This window comes from Aestuariirhabdus sp. LZHN29 (genome assembly GCF_049985285.1).
GTDB lineage: Bacteria > Pseudomonadota > Gammaproteobacteria > Pseudomonadales > Aestuariirhabdaceae > Aestuariirhabdus.
Map to the genome: position 1 here is coordinate 34,421 of NZ_JBNIEU010000002.1, position 24,077 is coordinate 58,497.

At 59.5% G+C, this 24,077-nt stretch carries 24 protein-coding genes; 8 read left to right on the forward strand and 16 right to left on the reverse strand.

Annotated features, from left to right (window positions below):
* Positions 1-50: 50 nt before the first annotated feature.
* From holA to leuS, 3 genes are read right to left on the reverse strand one after another with little or no spacing between them, the layout of a single operon-like run.
* Complete coding sequence (gene holA / locus ACP3PW_RS06795) at positions 51-1,076, reverse strand: DNA polymerase III subunit delta (protein ID WP_426415938.1); 1,026 nt, start codon at positions 1,074-1,076, stop codon at positions 51-53.
* Positions 1,073-1,645: an LPS assembly lipoprotein LptE gene (gene lptE, locus ACP3PW_RS06800; protein WP_426415939.1), complete on the reverse strand. Its 573-nt coding sequence runs from the start codon at positions 1,643-1,645 to the stop codon at positions 1,073-1,075. Before lptE ends, holA begins: the two co-directional genes overlap by 4 nt.
* 3 nt (positions 1,646-1,648) lie before the next feature.
* Complete coding sequence (gene leuS, locus ACP3PW_RS06805) at positions 1,649-4,111, reverse strand: leucine--tRNA ligase (protein ID WP_426415940.1); 2,463 nt, start codon at positions 4,109-4,111, stop codon at positions 1,649-1,651.
* Positions 4,112-4,361: 250 nt separating this feature from the next.
* Between leuS and ACP3PW_RS06810 the strand changes: the two genes are divergently transcribed.
* On the forward strand, positions 4,362-4,847 hold the full coding sequence (locus ACP3PW_RS06810) for a hypothetical protein (protein WP_426415941.1): 486 nt from the start codon (positions 4,362-4,364) through the stop codon (positions 4,845-4,847).
* A 69-nt stretch (positions 4,848-4,916) separates the two neighbouring features.
* Complete coding sequence (locus ACP3PW_RS06815) at positions 4,917-5,696, forward strand: YdcF family protein (RefSeq protein WP_426415942.1); 780 nt, start codon at positions 4,917-4,919, stop codon at positions 5,694-5,696.
* Here ACP3PW_RS06815 and lnt read toward each other — a convergent pair.
* The 5 genes from lnt to miaB all read right to left on the reverse strand — a co-directional run bounded on the left by lnt (position 5,614) and on the right by miaB (position 11,013).
* Positions 5,614-7,191 carry an apolipoprotein N-acyltransferase gene (lnt, locus tag ACP3PW_RS06820; RefSeq protein ID WP_426415943.1) on the reverse strand — a complete coding sequence of 526 codons (1,578 nt, stop codon included), beginning with the start codon at positions 7,189-7,191 and terminating at the stop codon, positions 5,614-5,616. The two genes, ACP3PW_RS06815 and lnt, sit on opposite strands and share 83 nt — an antisense overlap.
* Positions 7,191-8,033, reverse strand: coding sequence for an HlyC/CorC family transporter (locus ACP3PW_RS06825; RefSeq protein ID WP_426415944.1), 843 nt, complete (start codon positions 8,031-8,033; stop codon positions 7,191-7,193). Before ACP3PW_RS06825 ends, lnt begins: the two co-directional genes overlap by 1 nt.
* A gap of 36 nt (positions 8,034-8,069) precedes the next feature.
* Positions 8,070-8,558: an rRNA maturation RNase YbeY gene (gene ybeY, locus ACP3PW_RS06830; RefSeq protein ID WP_426415945.1), complete on the reverse strand. Its 489-nt coding sequence runs from the start codon at positions 8,556-8,558 to the stop codon at positions 8,070-8,072.
* Positions 8,555-9,568, reverse strand: a complete 1,014-nt coding sequence (locus ACP3PW_RS06835; RefSeq protein WP_426415946.1) for a PhoH family protein — start codon at positions 9,566-9,568, stop codon at positions 8,555-8,557. Before ACP3PW_RS06835 ends, ybeY begins: the two co-directional genes overlap by 4 nt.
* 101 nt (positions 9,569-9,669) lie before the next feature.
* Positions 9,670-11,013: a tRNA (N6-isopentenyl adenosine(37)-C2)-methylthiotransferase MiaB gene (gene miaB / locus ACP3PW_RS06840; protein WP_426415947.1), complete on the reverse strand. Its 1,344-nt coding sequence runs from the start codon at positions 11,011-11,013 to the stop codon at positions 9,670-9,672.
* Between the two features lie 143 nt (positions 11,014-11,156).
* On the opposite strand from miaB, the gene ACP3PW_RS06845 reads away from it, so the two are divergent.
* Entirely contained in the window at positions 11,157-11,483 is a 327-nt protein-coding gene (locus tag ACP3PW_RS06845) for a DUF1820 family protein (RefSeq protein ID WP_426415948.1), read from the forward strand.
* A 456-nt stretch (positions 11,484-11,939) separates the two neighbouring features.
* A complete protein-coding gene (locus tag ACP3PW_RS06850; protein ID WP_426415949.1) occupies positions 11,940-12,335 on the forward strand; it encodes an ACT domain-containing protein in 396 nt (131 codons plus the stop codon).
* Positions 12,336-12,413: 78 nt separating this feature from the next.
* On the opposite strand, the gene ACP3PW_RS06855 is transcribed toward ACP3PW_RS06850, so the two are convergent.
* The 8 genes from ACP3PW_RS06855 to ettA form a co-directional block, all read right to left on the reverse strand.
* The gene (locus tag ACP3PW_RS06855) at positions 12,414-13,004 is read right to left on the reverse strand and encodes a tetratricopeptide repeat protein (RefSeq protein WP_426417016.1); all 591 of its coding nucleotides are present in this window, start codon (positions 13,002-13,004) and stop codon (positions 12,414-12,416) included.
* Between the two features lie 88 nt (positions 13,005-13,092).
* Positions 13,093-13,746: a DUF6962 family protein gene (locus tag ACP3PW_RS06860; protein ID WP_426415950.1), complete on the reverse strand. Its 654-nt coding sequence runs from the start codon at positions 13,744-13,746 to the stop codon at positions 13,093-13,095.
* A 12-nt stretch (positions 13,747-13,758) separates the two neighbouring features.
* Positions 13,759-15,039 carry a glutamate-1-semialdehyde 2,1-aminomutase gene (gene hemL / locus ACP3PW_RS06865; protein WP_426415951.1) on the reverse strand — a complete coding sequence of 427 codons (1,281 nt, stop codon included), beginning with the start codon at positions 15,037-15,039 and terminating at the stop codon, positions 13,759-13,761.
* Between the two features lie 12 nt (positions 15,040-15,051).
* Positions 15,052-15,690, reverse strand: coding sequence for a thiamine phosphate synthase (gene thiE, locus ACP3PW_RS06870; RefSeq protein ID WP_426415952.1), 639 nt, complete (start codon positions 15,688-15,690; stop codon positions 15,052-15,054).
* Positions 15,687-16,478 carry a bifunctional hydroxymethylpyrimidine kinase/phosphomethylpyrimidine kinase gene (gene thiD, locus ACP3PW_RS06875; protein ID WP_426415953.1) on the reverse strand — a complete coding sequence of 264 codons (792 nt, stop codon included), beginning with the start codon at positions 16,476-16,478 and terminating at the stop codon, positions 15,687-15,689. Before thiD ends, thiE begins: the two co-directional genes overlap by 4 nt.
* Entirely contained in the window at positions 16,478-17,863 is a 1,386-nt protein-coding gene (gene radA, locus ACP3PW_RS06880) for a DNA repair protein RadA (protein WP_426415954.1), read from the reverse strand. Before radA ends, thiD begins: the two co-directional genes overlap by 1 nt.
* 73 nt (positions 17,864-17,936) lie before the next feature.
* Complete coding sequence (locus ACP3PW_RS06885; RefSeq protein ID WP_426415955.1) at positions 17,937-18,308, reverse strand: PilZ domain-containing protein; 372 nt, start codon at positions 18,306-18,308, stop codon at positions 17,937-17,939.
* A gap of 118 nt (positions 18,309-18,426) precedes the next feature.
* Positions 18,427-20,088: an energy-dependent translational throttle protein EttA gene (gene ettA, locus ACP3PW_RS06890; RefSeq protein ID WP_426415956.1), complete on the reverse strand. Its 1,662-nt coding sequence runs from the start codon at positions 20,086-20,088 to the stop codon at positions 18,427-18,429.
* 228 nt (positions 20,089-20,316) lie between these two features.
* Between ettA and glyA the strand changes: the two genes are divergently transcribed.
* From glyA to ACP3PW_RS06910, 4 genes are all read left to right on the forward strand, one after another.
* Positions 20,317-21,573 (forward strand): serine hydroxymethyltransferase, encoded by a 1,257-nt coding sequence (gene glyA, locus ACP3PW_RS06895; protein ID WP_426415957.1) that lies wholly within the window; start codon positions 20,317-20,319, stop codon positions 21,571-21,573.
* A 178-nt stretch (positions 21,574-21,751) separates the two neighbouring features.
* Complete coding sequence (gene nrdR / locus ACP3PW_RS06900; protein WP_426415958.1) at positions 21,752-22,219, forward strand: transcriptional regulator NrdR; 468 nt, start codon at positions 21,752-21,754, stop codon at positions 22,217-22,219.
* Between the two features lie 30 nt (positions 22,220-22,249).
* Complete coding sequence (gene ribD, locus ACP3PW_RS06905; RefSeq protein ID WP_426417017.1) at positions 22,250-23,383, forward strand: bifunctional diaminohydroxyphosphoribosylaminopyrimidine deaminase/5-amino-6-(5-phosphoribosylamino)uracil reductase RibD; 1,134 nt, start codon at positions 22,250-22,252, stop codon at positions 23,381-23,383.
* A 7-nt stretch (positions 23,384-23,390) separates the two neighbouring features.
* Positions 23,391-24,059, forward strand: a complete 669-nt coding sequence (locus tag ACP3PW_RS06910; RefSeq protein WP_426415959.1) for a riboflavin synthase — start codon at positions 23,391-23,393, stop codon at positions 24,057-24,059.
* The last annotated feature ends 18 nt before the right edge of the window (positions 24,060-24,077 follow it).

Sequence of the window (24,077 nt, forward strand, 5' to 3'; positions counted from 1 at the left end):
AGACTGGAGTATTGGGCCGAGTGGATCAATAGCTGGCGACGGGGCCGCTTTCAGTAGGCAGCGGCGGGGGTTTGCAGCCCCGCCATGCGCAGGCTGAGTGCGCTGAGCTCATCCCATACATTACCGGCTTCCAGTCCTTTGATGGTGCGGTCGATGCGCGCAGCGTGGCGCAGCAGGTTGCGCCAGTCCCGTTCAGACAGGCGTATCAGGGCCTTGCGTACCGGCTGTTTACGCTTTTCCCATACCCGTTGACTCTTGAGAATCTGTTCGATTCCCTGCCCCTGCTGTTGCAGGCGAGCCATGGTGGCCATGCTACGCAGCTCGCGGGTTAGCGCCCAGAGAATGACGGTGGGCTCGCTGCCTTCGGCGCGCAAACCGTTTAGCATACGGGCGCTGTGGGTGGCATCGCCGGCCAGCGAGCTGTCGACGAGGGAAAAAATGTCGTAGCGGGCACTGTCGGAGACGGCGCTGTTAACGGTCTCGGCGTCCACATGCTGGCCGTTGGCGAGCAGCTTTAGCTTCTCGATCTCCTGCTGGGCTGCCAACAGGTTACCCTCGACACGGTCCGCCAGTATCTGCACTGCATCAGCGGTACTGGTGAGGCCAGCGGCGGCCAGGCGTTGCTGGATCCAGCCCGGTAGCGCAGTGGCATCGATGGGCCACAGTTGAATCGAAATTCCCACCTTGTCCACCGATTTGAACCATTTGCTGCGCTGGGCCGAGACATCGAGCTTGGGCAAAACCAGTAGCAGGGTATTGTCGGGGGAGGCGTTTTCCGCATAGGCGACCAGCGCTTTGCTGCCTTTGTCGCCGGGTTTGCCGTTGGGTACCCGCAGCTCGATCAATTTGCGATCAGCGAAGAGGGAGAGGCTGTTAGCGCTTTCGAGCAGATCGCTCCAGTCAAAGTTGCCTTCGGCGTGCATCATTTCGCGCTCGCTGATGCCCTGGTCGCGGGCGGCTCGGCGGATACTATCGCAGCACTCCTGTTGCTGCAGGGGATCGTCGCCGCTGACAATGTAGAGCGGCGCAATGCCCTTTTTCAAGTGGTTAGCGAGCTGTTCTGCACGCAGTTTCATTGCGTTGCCGAAGTGGCCTGTTCTTGCTGTAGCTCGCGCTCGGTCGCGGCTTCGTGGGCTTCGGCCAGCTGGGTAGAGCTGATCGCTTGCAGGCGCAGCATCACTTTCCGTACCAGATCCCACTCAAGTTCGCGGTCGAGCAGTTGGCGCTCGGAGATCGAGGCGGTGGTATTGTTCTGGTCTGCCTGATAGGTGCTTTGTGCGCTCTGCTGGTCGGGGCCCAGCAGGGTGGTGCCGTTGCGATTTTGCAGGCTAAAGCGGATCTGGCTGGTGACCTCGTACTGGGCACTTTCACCCGTGCCGGTAAAGGTAACGGCGCGCTGGCTGCTGCTGTGGTCCAGAATCGCCAGCGTGTTTACTGCATTGGCGCTGATCTCTACGCCATTATTGGCCAGGCTCTGGCGCAGGGTGCGTGACAGGTTACTGCCGCTTTGGACGCCGGTTACATTGAGGGTTCTAAGCTCGCTGGCAAGGTCTACCTCTCCCCGTAATTGAAAGCCGCAGCCGGCGATCAACAGTAAACCGAGAGCCATCAATGGCAGCCGTGATCCGTGACGAGATAAAACCATGAGTTAACCTACAACGATATTGATCAGTTTGTTGGGGACCACAATGACTTTACGCACCGTTTTGTCGGCGGTAAAGCGCTGCACGTTTTCGTCGGCCAAAGCCTGCGCTTCTATGCTCGCCTTGTCGAGACCGGCATCGACCTCAAGGCGTGCTCGTAGCTTGCCATTCACCTGAACCACGTATTCCAGCCGGGTGCGGGTCAGGGCGGAGGCATCGGCCTTCGGCCAGGGGGCCTGAATGACCGCCAGTTCGTGACCGAGAAGCTGCCATAGTTTGTGGCTGATGTGGGGAACAATGGGCGCCAGTAGCAGCGTGCTTGCTTCCAGGGCTTCGCGCACCACGGCACGGGCTTGTGGGTTGTCAGCGGGCAGACGTGCCACTTCGTTGCTCAGTTCCATGACCGCGGCGATGGCAGTGTTGAACGTCTGGCGACGGGCGTAGTCGTCGGTAACCTTGCTGATGGTTTCGTGTGTTTTGCGGCGCAAATCACGCTGGGCTTCGTTGAGGAGGTCTGGGTTGAGCTCGCCAACTTCGCCACTGTGCAGGTGCTCCTGAGTCAGTTTCCACAAGCGCTTGAGAAATTTGAAACCGCCTTCAACACCGCTGTCGGACCACTCCAGTGACTGGGTAGGTGGCGCGGCGAACATGGTAAACAGGCGCACGGTGTCGGCACCGTAACGGCTGATCAGCTGCTGGGGGTCGACGGTGTTGCCCTTGGATTTGGACATCTTGCTGCCATCTTTAAGCACCATGCCCTGGCATAATAAGCGCTTGAACGGCTCGTTGCTGTCCACCAAGCCGGTGTCACGCAGCAGCTTGTGGAAAAAACGTGCGTACAGCAGGTGCAAGATTGCGTGTTCGATACCGCCGATATACTGGTCCACAGGCAGCCAGTAGTTGGCGGCCTGGGGAGAGAGCATCTGCTGGTCGCTGTGGGGGCTGGTAAAGCGGGCAAAATACCAGGAGGACTCCATAAAAGTGTCGAAGGTGTCGGTTTCGCGGCTCGCCGGCTGACCGTTGTGCTCACACTTCGCCCACTCCGGATCGCTCTTGATGGGGGACTGTACGCCATCCATCTCCACATCTTCGGGCAGGACGACCGGGAGCTCCTCGAGGGGCACCGGGATCTCTTCACCATTCTGGTACTTCATCGGGATCGGCGATCCCCAATAACGCTGGCGGGAGACACCCCAATCGCGCAGGCGGTAGTTGACGGTTACTTTGCCCCTACCCAGACTTTTTAGCTTATTGGCGATGGCGCTGAAGGCTTCGGCGAAGCCCAGGCCGTCGAACTCGCCGGAGTTGACCAGCACCCCCTTGTCAACGAAGGCGGCCAGGCTGATGTCGCAGTCGATGTTGTCACTGGCGGGAGTGATGACCTGCTCGATAGGCAGTTGGTATTTGGTGGCAAACTCCCAGTCCCGTTGGTCGTGGCCCGGCACTGCCATAACGGCGCCGCTGCCGTAATCCATCAGGACGAAGTTGGCGACCCAGATCGGAATTTCGCGTCCGCTCAATGGGTGAACCGCTTTGAGGCCGGTATCTACGCCACGTTTTTCCATGGTGGCCATATCGGCTTCGGCGACCGAGCTGTTTTTGCATTCTTTGATAAACTCCGCCAGCTGCGGATTGTTCGCGGCAGCGGCGTGGGCAATGGGGTGTTCAGCAGCCAGAGCGACATAGGTCACGCCCATCAGAGTGTCGGGGCGAGTCGTATAGATGGTGAAGTCGCTGACCGCGCCGGTGACCGGTTGCGCGATGTCGAAGTTCATCTCGACCCCTTCGGAGCGCCCGATCCAGTTACGCTGCATCGCCTTGACCTGGTCGGGCCAGTCTTCCAGCTCATCGAGATCTTTCAGGAGCTCTTCGGCATAGGCGGTAATGCGCACGAACCACTGGGGGATCTCCTTGCGCTCGACCGGGGTGTCGCAGCGCCAGCAGCAGCCCTCGATAACCTGCTCGTTGGCCAGCACGGTGGCGTCGTTGGGACACCAGTTGACCGCAGAGGTTTTTTTATAAACCAGCCCCTTTTCATACAGCTGGGTGAAGAACCACTGTTCCCACTTATAGTATTCGGGGCGGCAGGTCGCGATCTCGCGGCTCCAGTCGTAACCGAACCCGAGCAGTTTGAGCTGGCCCTTCATGTAATCGATGTTTTCATAGGTCCAGGGCGCCGGTGCGGTGTTGTTTTTGATCGCCGCGTTTTCTGCCGGCAGACCAAAGGCGTCCCACCCCATGGGCTGTAGAACATTTTTTCCCTGCATCCGATGGAAGCGGGAGATTACGTCGCCAATGGTGTAGTTGCGCACATGCCCCATGTGCAAGCGACCACTCGGATAGGGGAACATGGAGAGGCAGTAATACTTCTCCTTGTTGCTGTCCTCGGTAACTTCGAAGGCCTTGGTCGACTCCCAATACTGTTGGGCTTCGGCTTCAATTTCATGGGGCTGATACTGTTGTTCCATCGTTCTCGCGCTTGGAAGTGATAAAAAGGGATGCTGGGAATAATGATAAAATCTAAACAGCGAAGGATACAGCAGCGTGGTTTTGACGGGTAGTGTTTATCCATGGTCTACCCTTAATTTAAAGCCTGATCTCAGTAGGTGTCCGCTGTTTCTAGCCGGTATTACCTCCCCGCCCCAATATCTCCCGGTAAACGGCGCCAAAGTTGTGACTACTGTGTATCGACCGGCTCCTGACGCTGAGGTTTGTCATATGCGGAAAACTCCGGATAACAGCATTGCCCCTCCCGAGGCCGATAGTTGTGCACGCTTGTTGGAACGGTTACAAAAGGCCATTGCTGATTTTGAGGCCGGTGGGGTCCGCTCGCTGCCGGTGGTGGGCGGGCATGGAAAGGCCATCGAGGTTGAATTGCGTGATATCAGTGGTGAGGAGTGGTGCCTGTTAGCGGCCTGCATGAACCGCGATGCCGACTGGTTGCACCAGTGCCTCAGAGGGAGTGACCTGTCGCTGGTGGAGCTGACTAACGCTATGGGGCAGCAAGTGGCAGCCGAGCCCAGGGCTTCGGTTTCGCGTTTGCGTCACTATCGCGCCGACAGTTATGCCGAGGCTGGAGACTACCACTGCGTTCGGTGCCACCAGCCCCAGGTGTTGGTGCAGGCAGGAGATCTATCGACATGCTGCGGTTGTGGTGATAGCGTTTTCTACTGCGTCAGCCTCCTGCCTCAGTCGACTACCTGAGCTGGAGTGGCGCGCCATACTTAGCCGCAGCGGTCCCCGTGGTGGCGACGACAGGGATGATATCGCCTCTTGATTGGTTGGATACTGCTTAAAAGTATATTGCTGCCCCCTGGAAACCAGCTCGTTACCGCCTGCGCTGGACTGTTGTTGCAGCGTCGTTGGCCCTGGCTGGGAGGTGGACTGTTGGCATTCTCCCTGCTCAGCCTTTATCTGCTCAGCACCTCTTTTGTCGCGACCGAATTGGCGCTTGGTCTGGAGGGGCGGTCGACGCCGGTTTCGATGGCGGCGCTGAAACACGCCCAGCTTCTGGTGGTGCCGGGAGCCGGGCGCCGACCGCCTGCGGTTGAGTACGATAATCGCGAGCGACCCTCCGCGTTGGCCACCGAGCGTTTGCTCTATGCCGCATATCTATCCCGCCGCAGCGGTCTCGAACTGGCGCTCAGCGGAGGCCGGGTGGTGGTGGGGGAGCGCGAGAGTGAGGCGGCGCTGATGGCGCGGCAGCTGCAGCAGGAGTTGGCGTTGCCGGTTCGCTGGCAAGAGGGGGCTAGCCGTACCACCCGGGAAAATGCCCACAATACGCGCGCCCTGCTTCCGCAGTCGATCCAGCGCATCGCGCTGGTGACCCACGCGATGCATATGCCGCGGGCGCGTTATGCGTTTGAGCAGGCCGGGTTCGAGGTGATTGCGGCGCCGTTAGGATACCATCCGCGCAATCAAGCGCTGTCCCCGGTTTTACAGTGGTTGCCCACGGCCCGGGGGCTGTTGCTTAGTCGCGACGTCCTGCACGAATGGCTGGGGGAGATATGGTATCGCTTGCAGGACCGCCTGTTCGGTGACTACCCAGCATAGCCGCCAATAGCGCGAAGCCGAGAAAAACGATAAGCGGCCAGGAGCCATTTGAGCCGAAAGGGGTAATACCCCTCATGGGCGTGACGTTGCCTCGGAGCACGCCCGCTTCAAACTGGGGGAGTTGCGCGATCAGCTGGCCCTTGGGGTCAATGATTGCGGTGATGCCGTCGTTGGTCGCGCGGATCAGGTAGCGGCCGTTTTCCAGGGCTCGCATACGTGCCATCTGCAGGTGCTGGTGGGGGCCGATGGAGGCACCAAACCAGGTATCGTTGCTGATGGTCAGTAGCAGGTCTGCCTCCCTCCCCATGCGTGCAACCAGATCCGGGTAGACGATTTCGTAGCAGATCAGCGGTGCCAGTTGGTGGGGGCCTGCGCGCAGCAGCGGCTGGTCCCCAGGGCCGCGGGCGAAATCGGACATAGGCAGGTCGAAAAATGCGATGAGCCCCCGCAGCAATGACTGCAGTGGCACGTACTCACCAAAGGGGACCAGTTGCTGCTTGCGGTAGTTGCCGCTGCCCTGTCCGATACTGGTGATGCCATTATAGAAAACTCGCTGGCCAGAAACGTCGGGTTGGTAAATGGGGATGCCGCTCACCAGGCTGGTCTGGGTATCCCGGGCGCGCTGTCCCAGCTGTTCCAGGTACGGGAGCATGCGGTGCTGGAGGGCCGCGATCGCATTTTCGGGCCAAACGATGATATCTGCATCCCAGTGAGGCCCAGTCAGGCGTTCCAGGTGCTGCAGGGACTGTTGTAAAAAACCCTCCTCCCATTTCATCTTCTGTGGGATCGCCGGTTGTACCAGCGCCACGTTCAGGGATTGGGAGGCACGTTGGGTCCAGGCCTGATTGGCCAAAGGGTAACTGGCCAGCAGGACGCACAGCCAGACGCCGGTACCCAGCAGCAGAGAGTTCCGTGGGCGCCTGCTTCGCACCCATTCACCTAGCAAGGCTCCGCTCCCGGCCACAAACAGGCTGAGGCCGAAGACGCCGGTGACCGGGGCCCAACTGCTGAGCGGGGTGTCGATCAGGCTGTAGCCCCAGATCAGCCAGGGGAAGCCGGTAAAGAGCCAGCTACGACTCCATTCGAACAGTACCCACAGCACAGCAAAGCTGACCAGTGCCAGGGGGGTGCTGCCCGAACAGCGCTGTCGCAGCTGGGCGTAGCACCAGGCGAACGGGGCCACAAACAGCAGCGCCATGCCGATGCAGAACAGCAGCGTCAGCAGACCGGCCAGAGGCACCGAGGCGGCGCCAAACTGGTGTATGCTGACGTAGATCCAGGAGGTGCCGGCGCCGAACAGGCCGAGGCCATAGGCCGCTCCTCGCCAGAGAGCCTGGCGCGGGGACAGGGGGTGGAGCAACAGGTAAAGCAGGGCACTGGACAGCAGTGGCAGGGGCCACCAGTCGAAGGGACTGAAGCCTCCGACGCCCAGTGCGCCCGCCATTATGGCGAGCAGCTGGGCGGACCAGCCTTTTTGCCATGAAGGCTGCGGCATTAGTCAGCGCTTACTTTTAGCAGGCGGATGCGGCGGTTGTCGGCGTTCAGGATGCGAAAGCTAAAGCCCTGCAGGGAGAGTTGCTCGTTGCGCTTGGGAAGGTGGCCGAAGCCCTGCATCACGATACCGCCAATGGTATCGAACTCGCGCTCGCTAAAATCGCTGCCGAAGTGCTCGTTAAAATCCTCGATGGGGGTGAGGGCTTTGACGATAAATTCGTTTTCTCCGACCTGCTTGATAAAGCTATCATCGTCAACGTCGTGTTCATCCTCGATGTCGCCGACAATCTGCTCGAGTACATCCTCAATCGTGACCAGACCGGCAACGCCGCCGTACTCATCGATCACCACCGCCATATGATTACGGGTCGCCCGGAACTCCTTGAGCAGAACATTCAAGCGCTTGCTCTCGGGGACGAAGGTGGCCGGGCGCAGGATATCCTTGATATCAAATTTGCCAGGATTATCGTTCAGAATCAGGGTGAGAAGGTCCTTGGCGAGCAGAATTCCGCGCACGTCATCCATGGAGTCGCCGACAACGGGGAAGCGGGAGTGAGCTGACTCGATGATGCTGGGCAGGAACTCTTTGGGTTGCTGGGCGGCCTTGATGCAGACCATTTGTGAGCGCGGGATCATGATCTCGCGCACCTGCATATCTGCAACAGAGAGGGCGCCTTCGATGATGCTGAGCACTTCGGCATCTACAATTTCGTTGGTTTCCGCTTCGCGTAGCTGTTCCAGCAGCTCGCCGCGGTTTCTGGGGTCGCCGGAGAAAGCCATTGCTAGCCGCTCCAGCCAGCTTCGGTGGCCAGGACTATTGTTGCTGGATCTATCTTCGTTCATCGGGGTCTCGTTGTTCTGGTTTGCTGTGCTAAGGGGTTATTGCGCCGGAGGCGTTTCCGCCGAGGATCCAGTGCCGCTTGACTGGTAGGGGTTGTTGTACCCCAGCCCCACAAGTATCTCGGTCTCCAGCGTTTCCATCTCCAGGGCATCATCGTCATCGATATGGTCGAAGCCCAGCAGGTGCAGTGTGCCATGGATGATCATATGTGCCCAGTGAGCCTCCAGTGCTTTGTGTTGTTCGGCGGCCTCGCGCTCTACCACCGGTGCGCAGATCACCAGGTCCCCCAACAGGGGGAGTTGAAGCTCTTGCGGAAGCTCGGCCGGGAAAGAGAGCACGTTGGTGGGGCCCTGCTTACCGCGGTATTGCAGATTGAGTGCTGCGCTTTCCGCTTGGTCGACAATACGAACGCTGAGCTCGCTCTGGGTTCGACGTCCCGCCAGTGCCGCTGCGGCCCAGCACTCCAGGGATTGCTGGTTCGGGGTGGCGGTTTCGCAGGCTACCTGAAGGTCGAGTTCGAGGCTCATGAATGTGAACGTCCCCCATCTGAGGGCTGCTTGGTATCGTAGACGTCATAGGCTTCGACGATGCGCTGTACCAAGGGGTGGCGTACCACATCCCGTGAACTGAAGTGGGTAAAACCGATGCCGGGAACCTCTTTTAATACCTGGGTCGCTTGTACCAGCCCCGAGCGGGTACCTCGGGGCAGATCAACCTGGGTTATATCGCCGGTGATGACCGCCGAGGAACCAAAACCGATGCGGGTGAGGAACATCTTCATCTGCTCGGCCGTGGTGTTTTGGCTTTCGTCGAGGATGATAAAGGCGTTGTTGAGGGTGCGCCCACGCATATAGGCCAGAGGGGCCAGTTCGATGATATTTTTCTCGATCAGTTTTTCAACCCGCTCGAAGCCGAGCATCTCATAGAGTGCGTCGTAAAGGGGGCGCAGGTATGGGTCGATCTTCTGGCTCAGGTCGCCGGGCAGGAAACCGAGTTTTTCACCCGCTTCAACTGCCGGGCGCACCAGCAGGATGCGTCGTACCTCCTCCCGTTCCAGAGCTTGCACTGCACAGGCTACGGCTAGGTAGGTCTTGCCGGTACCCGCCGGGCCGATGCCGAAGTTAATATCGTGTTGCGCGATGCTGCGCACATAGCCCTGCTGGTTGGCTCCGCGGGGCTTGATCAGGCCGCGTTTGGTCTGGATGCTGGTCGGCGTCAGGCCTGGGTCACCGTTGCCGCCGAGTTCGCTGCTGACCAGGTCGAGACCGGACTCTTGCAAAAACAGGTGTACCAGATCGGGGGTGAGATCGGTACCGTTGCCCGTTTCCCGGTAAAGCTGCTTGATGACCTGCTCGGCGGCCTGGCTGTTATCGTTCTCACCGACCAGCTCAAACAGATTACCGCGGCTGCGAATGCGTACGTTCATGCGCTGTTCGATCTGCTTCAGATGCTCGTTAAACTGCCCGCAAAGGTTGGCAAAACGCTGCGTGTCGTGGGGGGCAAGGCTGAATTGATGGTGATTTTGGTGTGCGTTCAAAGTGTTTTTAAGCCGTAATTGGCGGCGTTCCCGACTGCCTCCAAGGATATACCCGTGGAGGCAGAAAGCAAGATGGCCGGGGCAGAGTGCCCGTGAGTGAGTTAGTGCGGAGCCACACTCTCGTCGAGTGTCGCGCGCAGGCAGTTGGGCAGTGCCTCTTCGATACGCACCTGAACGAACTTGCCGATCAGGCGTGGGTCACTGGAGCTAAAAATGACCACCCGATTGTTCTCGGTGCGCGCCTGCAGCTGGCCCGGGTCACGCTTGGAGTAGCCGGTCACCAGCACCTCCTCGGTATTGCCCACCATGCGCCGGCTGATCTCCATCGCTTGCTGGATGATGCGGGTTTGCAGTATCTCCAGACGCTGTTTTTTCACCGTTTCCGGGGTGTCGTCGGCCAGGTCCGCCGCTGGTGTGCCGGGGCGGGCGCTGTAGACGAAACTAAAGGAGTGGTCGAAGCCGATGTCGGTGATCAGCTTCATGGTTTGCTCAAAATCCTTCTCGGTTTCACCGGGGAAGCCGATAATAAAGTCCGATGATATGCTCATTCCGGGGCGCAGCTTGCGCAGGGCGCGAATACGGGATTTGTACTCCAACGCAGTGTGTCCACGCTTCATGGCCGCGAGGATGCGGTCGGAGCCACTTTGCACCGGCAGGTGCAGGTGGGTGACCAGTTCCGGTACCTCGGCGTAGACCTGAACCAACGCATCGGAAAACTCGATCGGGTGGGAGGTGGTAAAGCGAATGCGGCCGATGCCGTCGATCGCCGCCACCAGGGTGATTAACTCGGCCAGGTCAGCGATCGAGCCATCGTCCCGTTCGCCCCGGTAGGCGTTTACGTTCTGCCCCAGCAGGTTGATCTCGCGTACGCCCTGGGCGGCGAGGTGGGCGCACTCGGCGATCACGTCGTCAAAGGGACGGCTGACCTCTTCGCCGCGGGTATAGGGCACGACGCAAAAGGTGCAGTATTTGCTGCACCCCTCCATTACCGACACAAAAGCGCTGGGGCCATCGACGCTGGGTTCGGGCAGACGGTCAAATTTTTCGATCTCGGGGAAGGAAACATCCACCACCGCCTTGCCGCTGTCGCGCATGGCATCGATCATCTCGGGCACGCGATGCAGGGTCTGGGGGCCAAACACCAGGTCGACGTGAGGTGCGCGCTTGCGGATAGCGTCACCCTCCTGGGATGCAACACAGCCGCCGACCCCGATCATCAGCTCGGGGTTCTTGTCCTTGAACTTTTTCCAACGCCCCAGCTGGTGGAATACTTTTTCCTGAGCTTTTTCGCGGATTGAACAGGTGTTGAGTAGCAGGACATCCGCCTCGTTGGCGTTGTCGGTCAGCTCCAGCTCGTGACTTTCTCCGAGCAGGTCGGCCATACGCGCCGAATCATACTCGTTCATCTGGCAGCCATGGGTCTTGATAAACAGCTTCTTGGCCATAGGGGTTATTTCGGAATTCCGCAGTAAAAAATAAGGGGGCGTTGAGGATCGCGCATTATATAGGCAGACATGGATAAATCCTAGCCGTATGGTATTCTTACGCCCCCCTCAAAATAGCCCCTATTTTTACTGGGTAAACGGCCATGTCGAAGCAGATTTTCAAGGTTATATTTCTTAATGATGGGCAGGTGTTCGAGCTCTATGCCAAACAGGTCTATCAGAGCGATCTGTATGGGTTTATCGAGGTCGAGGAGTTTCTATTTGGGGAGCGCTCCCAGCTGCTGGTGGACCCTGCTGAAGAGAAGTTGAAGAGCGAGTTTTCCGGCGTTCGCCGCAGCTATATCCCGATGACCGCGATCGTTCGTATCGATGAGGTGGAAAAAGAGGGTGCCGTCAAAATCCATGCGAGCCAGGGCAATAAGGTGACCCAGTTACCACTGCCCCCTTTTAAACCCGATAGCGGCAATTGATGGCGAATATCCTACAGCGCTCAATCACTATCTCTACTGTGTTGGGCTCTCTACCCCGGGCATACTGAATCTGCCTAGGATAGCATTCACACAAGGACGTGTATCAGGCAATCACTTGCAGGAGCATTACCCGGAAGGATCCGGAGTTGCCTGAACCCGAAACAACCCGCGCGCAAGCCGGGTTGTTTTTTTATGTACAGGATGTACGGTATGCCGCGGGGTCATGGATGGCCAGGAGCGGCGGGAACAGGATGTACGGTATGCCGCGGGGTCATGGATGGCCAGGAGCGGCGGGAACAGGATGTACGGGCCGATAGCTGCGCTCCTGCGCAATCGGCACTTCTGACATCCCTGTCAGTCGTATGCCGCGGGGCCATGGAGGGCGACAGCGATCCAGAGGGATGGGCCAACCGATAGCTTGTGGTACATATAAACGGCACCACCCAGGAGAACCCCATGGTTGGAGAGACAAACTTAGGTAAATTGCTGGCATCCATGTCGCCCGAGCTATTGCCGGATGAATACGTTTTTTGCACGGTACCGGGGGAGTATGGTGATTATTTGCAACTGTCGCCCTTGGCCTGTTTTCGTGAAACCGAAGGGTTGACGCTTGTGGTTACGAAGAGTGCGGCTATCGCCGGTCAGATGCCCTTTGAGTCGGTATTCAAGGCCATCACCCTAACGATTCACTCCAGCCTTGACGCGGTTGGTTTAACGGCGGCAGTTTCAACCAAGCTGGCTGAAAATGGGATCAGTGCCAATGTAATCGCCGCCTATTATCACGATCACATTTTTGTTCAGGCCCAGAAGGCCGAATTAGCGCTCAACGCATTAAGTGAGTTTGGTCGTTAGCGTTCAGGAGATGGTTGAGGGGCGAGCGCCCGTTTCGGTCTGTGGAGTTCCAGTATCAAGCTGGAGTATTACCAACCCTCAGTATTCCGGCAGCCCCAGCGGGATCGTTGTGGTCGGCACGGGCGTGCTGACCAGACTGGCGCGGTAGTTTTTGAAGATGCGGCTGAGGGTGTAGAACGCCTGAAGTTTTTGCTCCTCGCTAAGCGCTTCGGAGAACAGGTCGATGGCGTTCATCGCCTCATCGAAGCCGTTGACGGCGGACATCTTCATCATGATGTAGGCTTCGGTTCGATTCTGTGCGGTACCCTCTCCACGATAGAGCATAAAGGCGATCTGGTATTGCGCTTGGGCGTGGCCCTGCAAAGAGGCACGCTGAAACCAGGTCATCGCTTGCTGGGGCTCGCGTGGTATCACAATGCCTTCGTAGTAGAGGTTTCCAAGCAGGAACTGCGCCTGTGGATCGCCCCCGGATGCGGCTTGCTCGCAGGCGGCCAGGGCGTAGGGAACGTCGGTTTCCTGCGAGCTGATGCGGCAGCGCTCGGCGGCGGGTACCAGCAACGAGTTAACGTTGAACTTGAGGTAGTCAACCGGTGGTGAGGGTTGTGCGCTGAGAGAGGGACTACTTGCCAGCAGTAGGGTGCTGACAATCAGGGCAGCCAGGTATCTCATTTTAGGCACAGCGGTTTCCGGGGCGGTTGGTTAAAAACAGATCAGTTAATTTATACACCCGCCAGCGGGCTTTGTAAATGAGTCCATACTAACCTGCTAACGTCCTTTCCTGCTGGTTCTTTTCGCGCATTCTATGACGCAGCAGGAAAAACAGTGCGCTGGCAAGGAAGAGATTGGACAGCGCTAGCAGGTAATGAAACAGATCGACCCGTAACCAGCCGCTGAGACTCCCCTGGGTACCGATGACCAGTCCGGCTATGGCGCTTGCCGATGCACCGGCCACGCCAAACAGGGCAATGGAGCGATGACGGCGGGCCTGGTAGATGGAGCAACCGGCGATTAGCAACAGCGCAGTAGCGCCGAGTATTATGCGGTATTGCGGAATCCACTCGAGGCGCCGAGCGAACTCGAACGCGACCATAAGCGCCAGTAGCAAGCGTCCCCAGCCGGGCCGGCTCAGGGGGCGCGGTAGGCTCAGGCACAGAAACGCGGTGCCGATCAGGGGCAGTGCCATAAAGGTTGCGACCTGACTGAACAGGTTATGTACCTCGCGCCACTGCTCGCCGAGGCCGAAGCGGAGGGTGCCAAACAGCGCCGCGAGAGTGAACGCAAGAAAGCCGACCATGGCACCGAGAGCGGCGGCACGGTCGGTTTCGCTGGAGTTGCTGCGCTGCACCACCATCACCAGGGCAAAGCCGCTGCTTAGGCACAGAACAGCGTCGGAGATAGCGGTACTCAGCATGGAACGAATCGCCTAGAGTTGGGCAAAGGCATTCTCGGCGGCATCGAGGGTGAGCTGGATCTCCTTGTCGCCGTGAGCTTTGGAGACAAATCCTGCCTCAAAGGCCGACGGAGCCAGGTACACGCCCTGATCGAGCATGAGATGGAAAAAGCGCTTGAAGCGCTCGGCGTCGCAGCTCATTACCTGCTCGAAGCTGGTGACCTGTGGCAGGTCGGTGAAGAAGAGGCCGAACATGGCCCCCACCTGCACGGTAGTAAAGGGGATGCCGGCTTGGTCGGCGCGCTGCTTCAAGCCGCTGAGCAGTTGTGCGGTGGTGGCGCTGAGTTCATCGTAAAAACCCTCGCCAGAGATCGCTTCCAGCATAGCCAGACCTGCGGCCATAGCGACCGGGTTACCGGACAGGGTGCCTGCCTGGTACACAGGTCCGGCGGGAGCCAGTTGCTGCATGATGTCGCGACGGCCGCCGAAGGCCCCTACCGGCATGCCGCCACCGATGATCTTGCCGAGGGTAGTCAGGTCCGGTGTCACCTGATAGATAGACTGGGCTCCGGCCAGGGCAACGCGGAAGCCGGTCATCACCTCGTCGAAGATCAGTACGCTCTGGTGTTGGTCGCACAGGTCGCGCAGCGTCTCCAGAAAGCCGGGCAGTGGAGGAATGCAGTTCATGTTGCCGGCAACCGGTTCGACGATGATGCAGGCGATCTGGTCGCCGATGGCGTTGAATAGCTCGCGCACCGCCTCTGCATCGTTGTACGGCAGGGTCAGGGTGTGCTCGGCTACCGATGCGGGCACGCCCGGTGAGTTGGGGACGCCGAGGGTAAGCGCGCCGGAGCCAGCCTTGACCAGCAGCGAGTCGGCGTGGCCGTGGTAGCAGCCCTCAAACTTGAGAATCTTGTCGCGTCCGGTGAAGCCGCGGGCTAGTCGAATGGCGCTCATGGTAGCCTCGGTACCGGAGTTGACCATGCGCACCTGATCGATAGACGGGATCAGCTCGCACACCTTCTCCGCCATGCGGATTTCGATTTCAGTGGGAGCACCAAAGCTGAGCCCCAACTCGATCTGTTGCAGCACTGCATCGATTACCGAGGGGTGGTTATGGCCCAGGATCATGGGTCCCCAGGAGCCGATGTAATCGACGTAGGCCTTGTTGTCCTCGTCGAAGATATAGGCACCCTTGGCGCGTTGAAAGAAGACGGGGGTACCGCCGACGCCGTTGAAGGCTCGTACGGGAGAGTTTACGCCGCCGGGGATGCTGATCTTGGCCTGGTCAAAAAGCTGTTCGGATCGGGACATGGGGGTTCCTGTTCAAAAACTGTCAAAAGTGCTATTGAGGTCACGGGCTCGCTGTTCGATATCGCTACTCGAGAAGAGATGGTGGACCACAGCGATGGCATCCGCACCACGGGAAATTACCTGGCCGGCATTATCCACGGTAATGCCTCCGATGGCTACCAGCGGCAGCTGCAACTGTGAGCGTGCCCGCACCAGCAAGTCCAGCGGCGCGCTAGGGGCGTCGGGCTTGGTGAGGGAGGGAAAGAAACGGCCGAAAGCAACGTAGCTAGCCCCCGCTTGCTGAGCCTCCAGTGCGAGGCTCAGGGAGTCGTGACAGGTGATGCCGATGATGGCCTCGGGGCCCAATTCGGCGCGGGCCTGTCGCAGTTTGCTGTCGCCCTGGCCCAGATGCACCCCGGCGGCGTCGCAGGCCCTGGCCAATGCGAGGTCATCGTTGATCAGCAGGGGCACCGAGTAGCGGTCGCACAGTTGCTTGAGTTGGGACGCCTGCTTGAGGCGGCGCTCGGTGTGCGGGCTCTTGTCGCGGTACTGCACCAGGGCAGCCCCTCCCCTTAGGGCTTGCTCGACCGCGCGCAGGAGTTGTGCGGGCGGCAGCAGGGAGGCGTCGGTGATGGCGTAGAGGCCCTGGATCATAGCGCGAGTAGCGGTCATGTGGCGGGCGTCGAACCTGTTCGCGGCAAACGTCCCGGGAAATTCTGGCCCTCACCAAGTGAGTAAGCGTTCACAAGGCTGTGATGGCAGTATTTTAAGGAGGCATTGCAGGCCTCCAGGGTGGTGTCGCCCTGGGCCAGGCGCGCCGCCAGGGCCGCGGCCAGAGTGCAGCCGCTGCCGTGGAACTCGCCATCGAGGCGCTCGCAATGGAAGGGGTGGTGCTGGCGCGAGGACGTATAGAGGTGGTGGCATATCTGGGTCGTGGGAGCATGGGTGCCCGTCAGCAGGATCTGCCGAGCCCCGAGCCGGAACAGTTGTTCAGCGGCGAGTGCCTTGTCGGGTTCGTTCGCCAGGGCGGTTAGCTCAAGGGTGTTGGGGGTGCATAGGTGAGTCCGGGGTAGAAGGTCGCGGAGCGCGTCGGCCAACCCCTGGCGGGCGAGGGAGCCGCCACCACCGCCGGCGAGTACCGGATCCATCACCACGGGCACATTGGGAAAGGGGGTCAAGATCTGCTGCACCGCCTCGACAATCTCCTTCGATGCCAATGCTCCCAGTTTGAAGGCCGCTGGGCGCAGGTCGGCGAGCAACACCCGCGCCTGCTCGATTAATAGCGCCGGGTCGCCGGGTACCACCCGTTGTACGCCATGGCTGTCCTGTACCGTCTGGCAACTGATCAGGGGGCAGCAATGGGCGCCCATGGCAGCAATCGCTTCGATATCCGCGCCGATGCCTGCACCCCCCGTAGGGTCCAATCCAGAGATAGCGATAACCACGGCCGGAGCGGACATCAGTCGCACTCCTGAATCCGTTCCAGCGCCTCGCTGAGGCTGGTCACAGCAAACAGCTGAATACCGGCGACCGGATCACGGGGCAGGTTAGCCTTGGGTACAATTGCCTGTTTGAAGCCGTGCTTGGCCGCCTCCTGAATCCGCTCCTGGCCGTTGGCAACCGGGCGGATTTCGCCGGACAGGCCGACCTCGCCGAAGGCGAACAGCTGCTGGTTAATAGGGCGATCCCGAAGGCTGGAAAGTATCGCCAGTATCACCGCAAGGTCGGCACTGGTTTCGGTGATACGGACGCCGCCAACGACGTTAACAAACACATCCTGGTCGCTGGTAAAAATACCGCCGTGGCGGTTCAGTACCGCCAGCAGCATCGCCAGACGGTTCTGGTCAAGGCCCACCGTCACCCGTCTGGGGTTGCCCAGTTGGGAGTCCACCACCAACGCCTGCAGTTCCACCAGTAGCGGGCGAGAGCCCTCCCACAGAACGTTAATAATGCTGCCGGGGGTGCTCTTCTCGTTGCGGTTGAGGAAGATGGCCGAGGGGTTGCGCACCTCTTTCAAGCCGCGTTCGGTCATGGCGAAGATGCCGACCTCGTTGACCTGGCCAAAGCGGTTCTTGGTGGCGCGCATGATGCGGTAGCGGGAGTCGTCGCTGTTGCCCAGCATCAGCTGGGTATCGATGATGTGGGAGAGGGTCATGGGACCCGCCAGGGAGTTGTCCTTGGTGACGTGGCCTACGATCAACAATACGGTGTTGGTTTGTTTGGCGAAGCGGGTGAGAAATGCGGCACTTTCCCGCACCTGGGAGACTCCGCCGGGTGCGGAGTCGATGCCCGTCATATACATCACCTGGATCGAGTCGATGACGATGATGCCGGGTTTTTCCCGTTCGGCGATGGCGACCACGTTCTCGGCGCTGGTTTCGGCCAACATTTTTAGTTGGTGGGTCGGCAGCCCCAGGCGTTGGGCGCGGCTGGCGATCTGTTGCAGGGACTCCTCGCCAGAGACATAGAGTGCAGGCATCGATTGCGCGATATGGCACAGCACCTGCAACAGTACGGTGCTTTTTCCGGCGCCGGGGTTGCCTCCCAGCAGCACCGCGCTGCCGGGCACAAAACCTCCCCCAAGGACACGATCAAACTCCTCGATACCGCTGGAAAAACGAGGGGTCTGGCTGGTGTCGACATCCGCCAGTAGTTGCACCTCACTGAGTGCGCCGGCAAAACCACTGCGTGGGGCGCTGGCGGACAGGTGGGGAGCGCTGCTGCCCAGGTTGATCTCGGAGAGGGTGTTCCAGGCTTTGCAGTCGGGGCACTGCCCCTGCCATTTGGTGGATTCGCTGCCGCAGTCGTTGCACACGAATGCCTTGCGGGATTTTGCTTTTGCCATGAGTTGGGCTCGAAGGTCGGTACAGCGAGGCTCGCACGAGGGCGCCAGGGAGGTCGTGGACGGGCGTTGCTAGCTAATGGGTGAGTGCGCTGAGCTCGCGCTCGAGCAACTGGTGGTCGCCAAGGTTAAGTTCCGCCAATCGCTTGAGCAGGGTGATGCTGTCAATATCGATTTGCTGGCAAGAGAAACCGGTATGGCCGTCGCGCTCGTGGGCAAACTCGAGCTGCATTTCGATATGGTGGTCGTTATCGAGGGTGATGTTGATCGTCGTGGGAGTATCGAGTACGAGGTCGCAATCGTCTCCGAGTTGTACCAACACTCCCTTGAGTGATACGTCGATCAGGGTTACCGGCCAGCGCTTGCCGCCCTGGCTGATCACGCTATCCGCGTCGAAGGCGAAGCGGGTAAAGTGGCGGCGGTCGGTGGGATTATCCCCTGAAGACATAATGATCGTTCCTGCGGTCGGTGAGCGGTTTTTATGCCGATTACTTAGAACTATAGTGATTTTTGCTCCGGGAGCAAGCACCGGTACTGCCGCACTGGTGCTTGCCGGGAGAGGTGGATTAGATGAGACGTTTGTACTTGACCCGCTTGGGCTGGGCGTCTTCGCCGAGGCGCTGCTTGCGGTCAGCCTCGTATTCGCTGTAGTTGCCTTCAAAGAAGCTGACCTGGGAGTCTCCTTCATAAGCGAGGATATGGGTCGCGATGCGGTCAAGGAACCAGCGGTCGTGGGAGATCACCACGGCGCAGCCGGGAAACTCCAGCAGGGCTTCTTCCAGCGCACGCAGGGTTTCCACATCGAGATCGTTACTCGGCTCATCGAGCAGCAGCATATTGGCCCCTTGCTTGAGGGTTGTGGCTAGATGCAGACGCCCGCGCTCCCCCCCAGACAGGTCCTTGACGAACTTTTGCTGATCGGATCCCTTGAAGTTGAAGCGACCCACGTAGGTGCGTGAGGGTACCTCGTAGCCATTGATGCGCAGCATATCCTGGCCCTCGGAGATCTCCTGCCAGACGGTGTTGTCACCGCCCAGGGCGTCGCGGCTTTGGTCAACAAAAGCCAGCTTCACGGTATCGCCTATCTTAATGGTGCCGCTGTCGGGCTGTTCGGCGCCGCTGATCATCTTGAACAGGGTTGATTTACCGGCGCCGTTACCGCCAATGACGCCAACAATGGCTCCCTTGGGGATGGTAAAGCTGAGGTTGTCGAGCAACAGCTTGTCGCCAAAGGCCTTGCTAACCCCGTCAAATTCGACCACGCTGTCTCCCAGGCGAGGCCCGGGTGGGATATAGATCTCATTGGTTTCGTTGCGGCGCTGGTACTCCTGCGAGCTCATCTCCTCGAAGCGAGCAAGGCGCGCCTTACTCTTGGATTGGCGTCCCTTGGCATTGGAGCGAACCCATTCCAGCTCGTGGCGAATCGATTTCTCGCGGGCCTGGTGCTGTTTCTCTTCCTGCAGTAGACGCTCCTCCTTGGCACCCAGCCAAGCGGAGTAGTTGCCCTCGAAAGGGATACCGTAACCACGGTCCAGCTCCAGAATCCAGCTGGCGGCGTTGTCGAGGAAGTAACGGTCGTGGGTGATCGCGACCACGGTGCCGGGGTATTCGTGCAGGAAGCGCTCCAGCCAGCCAACGCTTTCTGCGTCAAGGTGGTTGGTGGGCTCGTCGAGCAGCAGCATATCAGGGCTGGACAGCAGCAGGCGGCACAGCGCAACCCGGCGTTTCTCGCCCCCGGAAAGGTTTTTTACCGAGGCGTCCCAGTCGGGTAGGCGCAGAGCGTCGGCGGCGACCTCCAGTTTGCGCTCCATATTATGGGCGTCAGCGGCCTGGATGATGTTCTCCAGTCGCGCCTGCTCGGACGCGAGCGCGTCGAAATCGGCATCCGGCTCGGCATAGGCGGCGTAGACTTCATCCAACCGGGTCTGGGCGTCGGCCACTTCCGATAGCGCCTCTTCCACCACCTGGCGTACGTTCTTGTCTGGGTCCAGCTGCGGTTCCTGGGGCAGGTAGCCCACCTTGATGCCCGGTTGAGGCCGTGCCTCTCCTTCAATTTCGGTATCTATCCCGGCCATGATGCGCAGCAGGGTAGATTTGCCCGATCCGTTTAACCCCAGCACGCCTATTTTGGCGCCAGGGAAAAAGGAGAGAGAGATGTTTTTGAGTATTTCACGCTTAGGGGGGACGATCTTGCCCACCCGGTTCATGGTGTAGACGTATTGAGCCATCGGTTTTGGGTTCCGCAATGCTGGTTGGTGCGAGTCAACGGAATATACCGAACTGGCCACCTATTGGCTATGGCAGCGGGTTGTTGGTGGTGCCGGAAGAGTAAGGCTCGATGGAGTGGCAGATGAATAGTACGCGACTGACTTGAGTGAAATTGAGATGCCTTCGATCCGTGCATGCTGTACAATCTGCGCCCACTTTTCGATGATGATCTTGCCAAGAGGGTTGCCATGTTTACACAAGATATGACCATTGCCGGTTACGATGATGAGCTCTGGAATGCAATGCAGGGCGAAGCCGTGCGCCAGGAAGAGCATATCGAACTGATCGCCTCCGAAAACTACACCAGCCCGCGGGTGATGGAGGCGCAGGGCAGCAAGCTCACCAACAAGTACGCCGAAGGTTACCCCGGCAAGCGGTACTACGGTGGTTGCGAACACGTCGATGTGGTTGAACAGTTGGCGATCGATCGTGCCAAGGCGCTGTTTGGCGCCGCTTACGCCAATGTCCAGCCTCACTCGGGCTCCCAGGCAAATGCCGCCGTTTACATGGCGCTGTGCAAGCCGGGCGATACCGTGCTCGGTATGAGCCTGGCCCACGGTGGTCACCTGACCCATGGTGCTTCCGTCAGCTTTTCCGGTCGTATCTACAGTGCGGTTCAGTATGGCCTTAACGCCGAAACCGGCGAGATCGATTACGACGAAGTTGAGCGCCTGGCGCTGGAGCACAAACCGCGCATGATCGTGGCGGGTTTCTCCGCCTACTCCCGGGTCGTGGATTGGCAGCGTTTCCGCACCATCGCCGATCAGATAGACGCCTACCTGATGGTCGATATGGCGCACGTAGCGGGCTTGATCGCAGCGGGTGTCTATCCGAGCCCTGTCGGGATCGCCGATGTGGTTACCTCGACGACCCACAAGACCCTTGGTGGTCCCCGTGGTGGTGTCATCCTGGCCAACGCTGACGAAGAGATTCAGAAGAAACTGAATTTCGCCGTTTTTCCCGAAAGCCAGGGCGGTCCCCTATGCCACGTAGTTGCCGCCAAGGCGGTGTGTTTCAAAGAGGCGATGGAACCCGACTACAAGGCGTACCAGACCCAGGTTGTCGAGAATGCTCAGGCCATGGCCACGGTATTGATGGAGCGCGGTATTAAAGTGGTCTCCGGTGGCACCGACGACCACCTGTTCCTGGTCGACCTGATCGGCAAGGAGTTCACCGGTAAGGATGCAGAAGCGGTATTGGGCAGGGCTAATATCACGGTCAACAAGAACGCGGTGCCCAACGACCCTCGTTCACCGTTCGTGACCAGTGGTCTGCGCATCGGTACCCCGGCGATTACCCGTCGCGGTTTCAATGCCCAGGACTCAGCCGACCTGGCGGGCTGGATCTGCGATCTGCTGGATGATATCGAAAATGAAGCGGTGGTGGCCGAGGTGAAGGCGAAGGTGCTCGATATCTGTGGACGGCTGCCGGTTTACACCGCGTAGGAGTCGCCGTCGGTTAGCGCGACGCCCCAGTGACCGTGGTTACCGGGGCGTTGTCATTTGCAGCTCCAACAGTTCAGGCTTTTCACCGGCACGCACTTGTTTTTGGGGGGCAAGCCAGTAGACTTCAAAGCCAGACCCCGATTTTAGACCCCCATATCCCACTTTCAGGCGTTTTTGCATGCATTGTCCCTTCTGTAATGCCCACGATACCAAGGTGATCGATTCCCGGCTGGTGGCCGAGGGGGTTCAGGTGCGGCGCAGGCGTGAATGTCTCTCCTGCTCTGAGCGCTTCACCACCTACGAGGGCGCCGAGTTGCTGATGCCTCGGTTGATCAAACAAGATGGCAGTCGCGTACCCTTTGATGACCAGAAACTGCGCGCCGGTATGCTGCGGGCGCTGGAAAAAAGGCCGGTGAGTGTTGAGCGTATCGAGGAGTCGATCAGTCGCATCAAACACAAGTTGCAGGCCACCGGCGAGCGGGAGATCAAATCTCTCGATGTTGGCGAGCTGGTGATGGGAGAGTTACAGCGCCTTGACGAGGTAGCCTATATCCGCTTTGCCTCCGTTTATCGACGCTTCCAGGATCTAAACGAGTTCCGCGAAGAGATCGAACGGCTCGAAAAGGAACCCCGTCCGCAGCCCTGAGGGGGCGGCGGGTTAACTGCAATGGCCGATATGCATCCCTCTGTGTTTGATACTGAGTGCATGTCGCGCGCCCTGCAGTTGGCCAGGCGAGGCCTCTATACCACGGAGCCCAACCCCCGTGTGGGCTGCGTGCTTGCCCAGGGACAACAGCTGCTGGGCGAGGGGTGGCACCAGCGTGCTGGTGAGGGACATGCGGAGGTCAATGCACTGGCAGCCGCTGGTGGGTCGGCTCAGGGGGCAACGGCCTACGTAACGCTCGAACCCTGTAGCCATTTTGGGCGCACGGCACCCTGTTGTGATGCCTTGATCCGTGCCGGGGTGTCCCGGGTGTGGGTGGCGATGCTTGACCCCAATCCGCTGGTGGCCGGTAAGGGTCTTGAGCGGTTGCGTGAGGCCGGCATCGAGGTGCACTGTGGCCTGATGGAGGCCCAGGCGCGCAGCTTAAACCCGGGGTTTATTAAGCGTATGGAACAGTCTCGCCCCTTCGTGCGTTGCAAGCTGGCGATGAGCCTCGATGGACGCACCGCCATGGCATCAGGAGAGAGTCAGTGGATTACCGGGCCCGATGCCCGCTCTGATGTACAGCGCCTGCGCGCCCGGAGTTCGGCGATCGTTACCGGGGTTGAATCCATTTTACGGGATGACTCGGCGCTGACGTTACGCCCGGAACAGCTGGATATGGCTGATGCCGATGAGGTATGCCGCCGGCAACCGCTGCGCGTGGTGCTCGACAGCGAGCTGCGCACGCCGGTCTCGGCGAAAGTTTTACAGGGTAAGGGGCGTGCCTTGCTGGTGTGTGCAGCCGCTGCCGACCCGGCGCGCAAGGCGATGCTGGAGGCGGCTGGAGCGGAGATTATTTCGCTGAATCGAGTCGCTGGTGGACTGGACCTGGATGAGCTGATGGCAGAGCTCGCCCGCCGAGAGTGCAACGAAGTATTGCTCGAAACTGGCGCCACCCTCGCGGGGGCGGCCGTTACAGCAGGTATAGTCGATGAGCTGGTGGTGTATATGGCGCCATTGTTGATGGGCAGTGATGCGCGTCCGCTGTTGTCGCTGCCGATCGCCAGCATGTCGCAGAGCCGGCCGCTGCAGATCACTGATCTGCGTGCGATTGGGCGAGATTGGCGTATTACGGCAGCCCCTGTAGTTGCCGGGAGCGAGTGAAGCGAAGATGTTTACCGGAATTATCGAAACCGTTGGCCATATAGCACGTACTGAACCCCGGGGCGGGGATCTACGCTTGTGCGTCGATAGCGGAGCCCTCGACCTCGGAGATGTTAAACTGGGGGACTCGATCGCCACCAATGGTGTGTGCCTGACCGTAACCGGATTGACGGGCAGCGGTTATTGGGCCGATGTCTCACAGGAAACTCTTGCTTGCTCTACCCTGGGGGAGCTGGTGCCGGGGGCTGTGGTCAACCTGGAAAAAGCGATGCAGCCCAGCGGACGTTTCGGTGGTCATATGGTCAGTGGCCATGTCGATGGTATCGGCCGGATTGTCGGTATTCGCGATGAGGGGCGCAGTGTGCGCTATCGTATTGAACCGCCGCCGGGATTAGGGCGTTATATCGCCAATAAGGGTTCGATTACAGTGGATGGAGTCAGCTTGACGGTGAATGGGTTGGAGGGCGATAGCTTCGAACTCAATATTGTTCCTCATACCGCCGAGCAAACTATTATTAGCCGATATCGTGAAGGTCATCGGGTAAATCTTGAAGTGGATCTGGTTGCCCGTTATCTGGAGCGGCTACTGCAAGGGGACGACACCCAAAGCGGCAGTGCGGGTATGACACAGGAATTTCTGGCGCAGCACGGCTTTGGCGGCCGTGGACGCCGTTAATACAGACAGAGCAGTGAA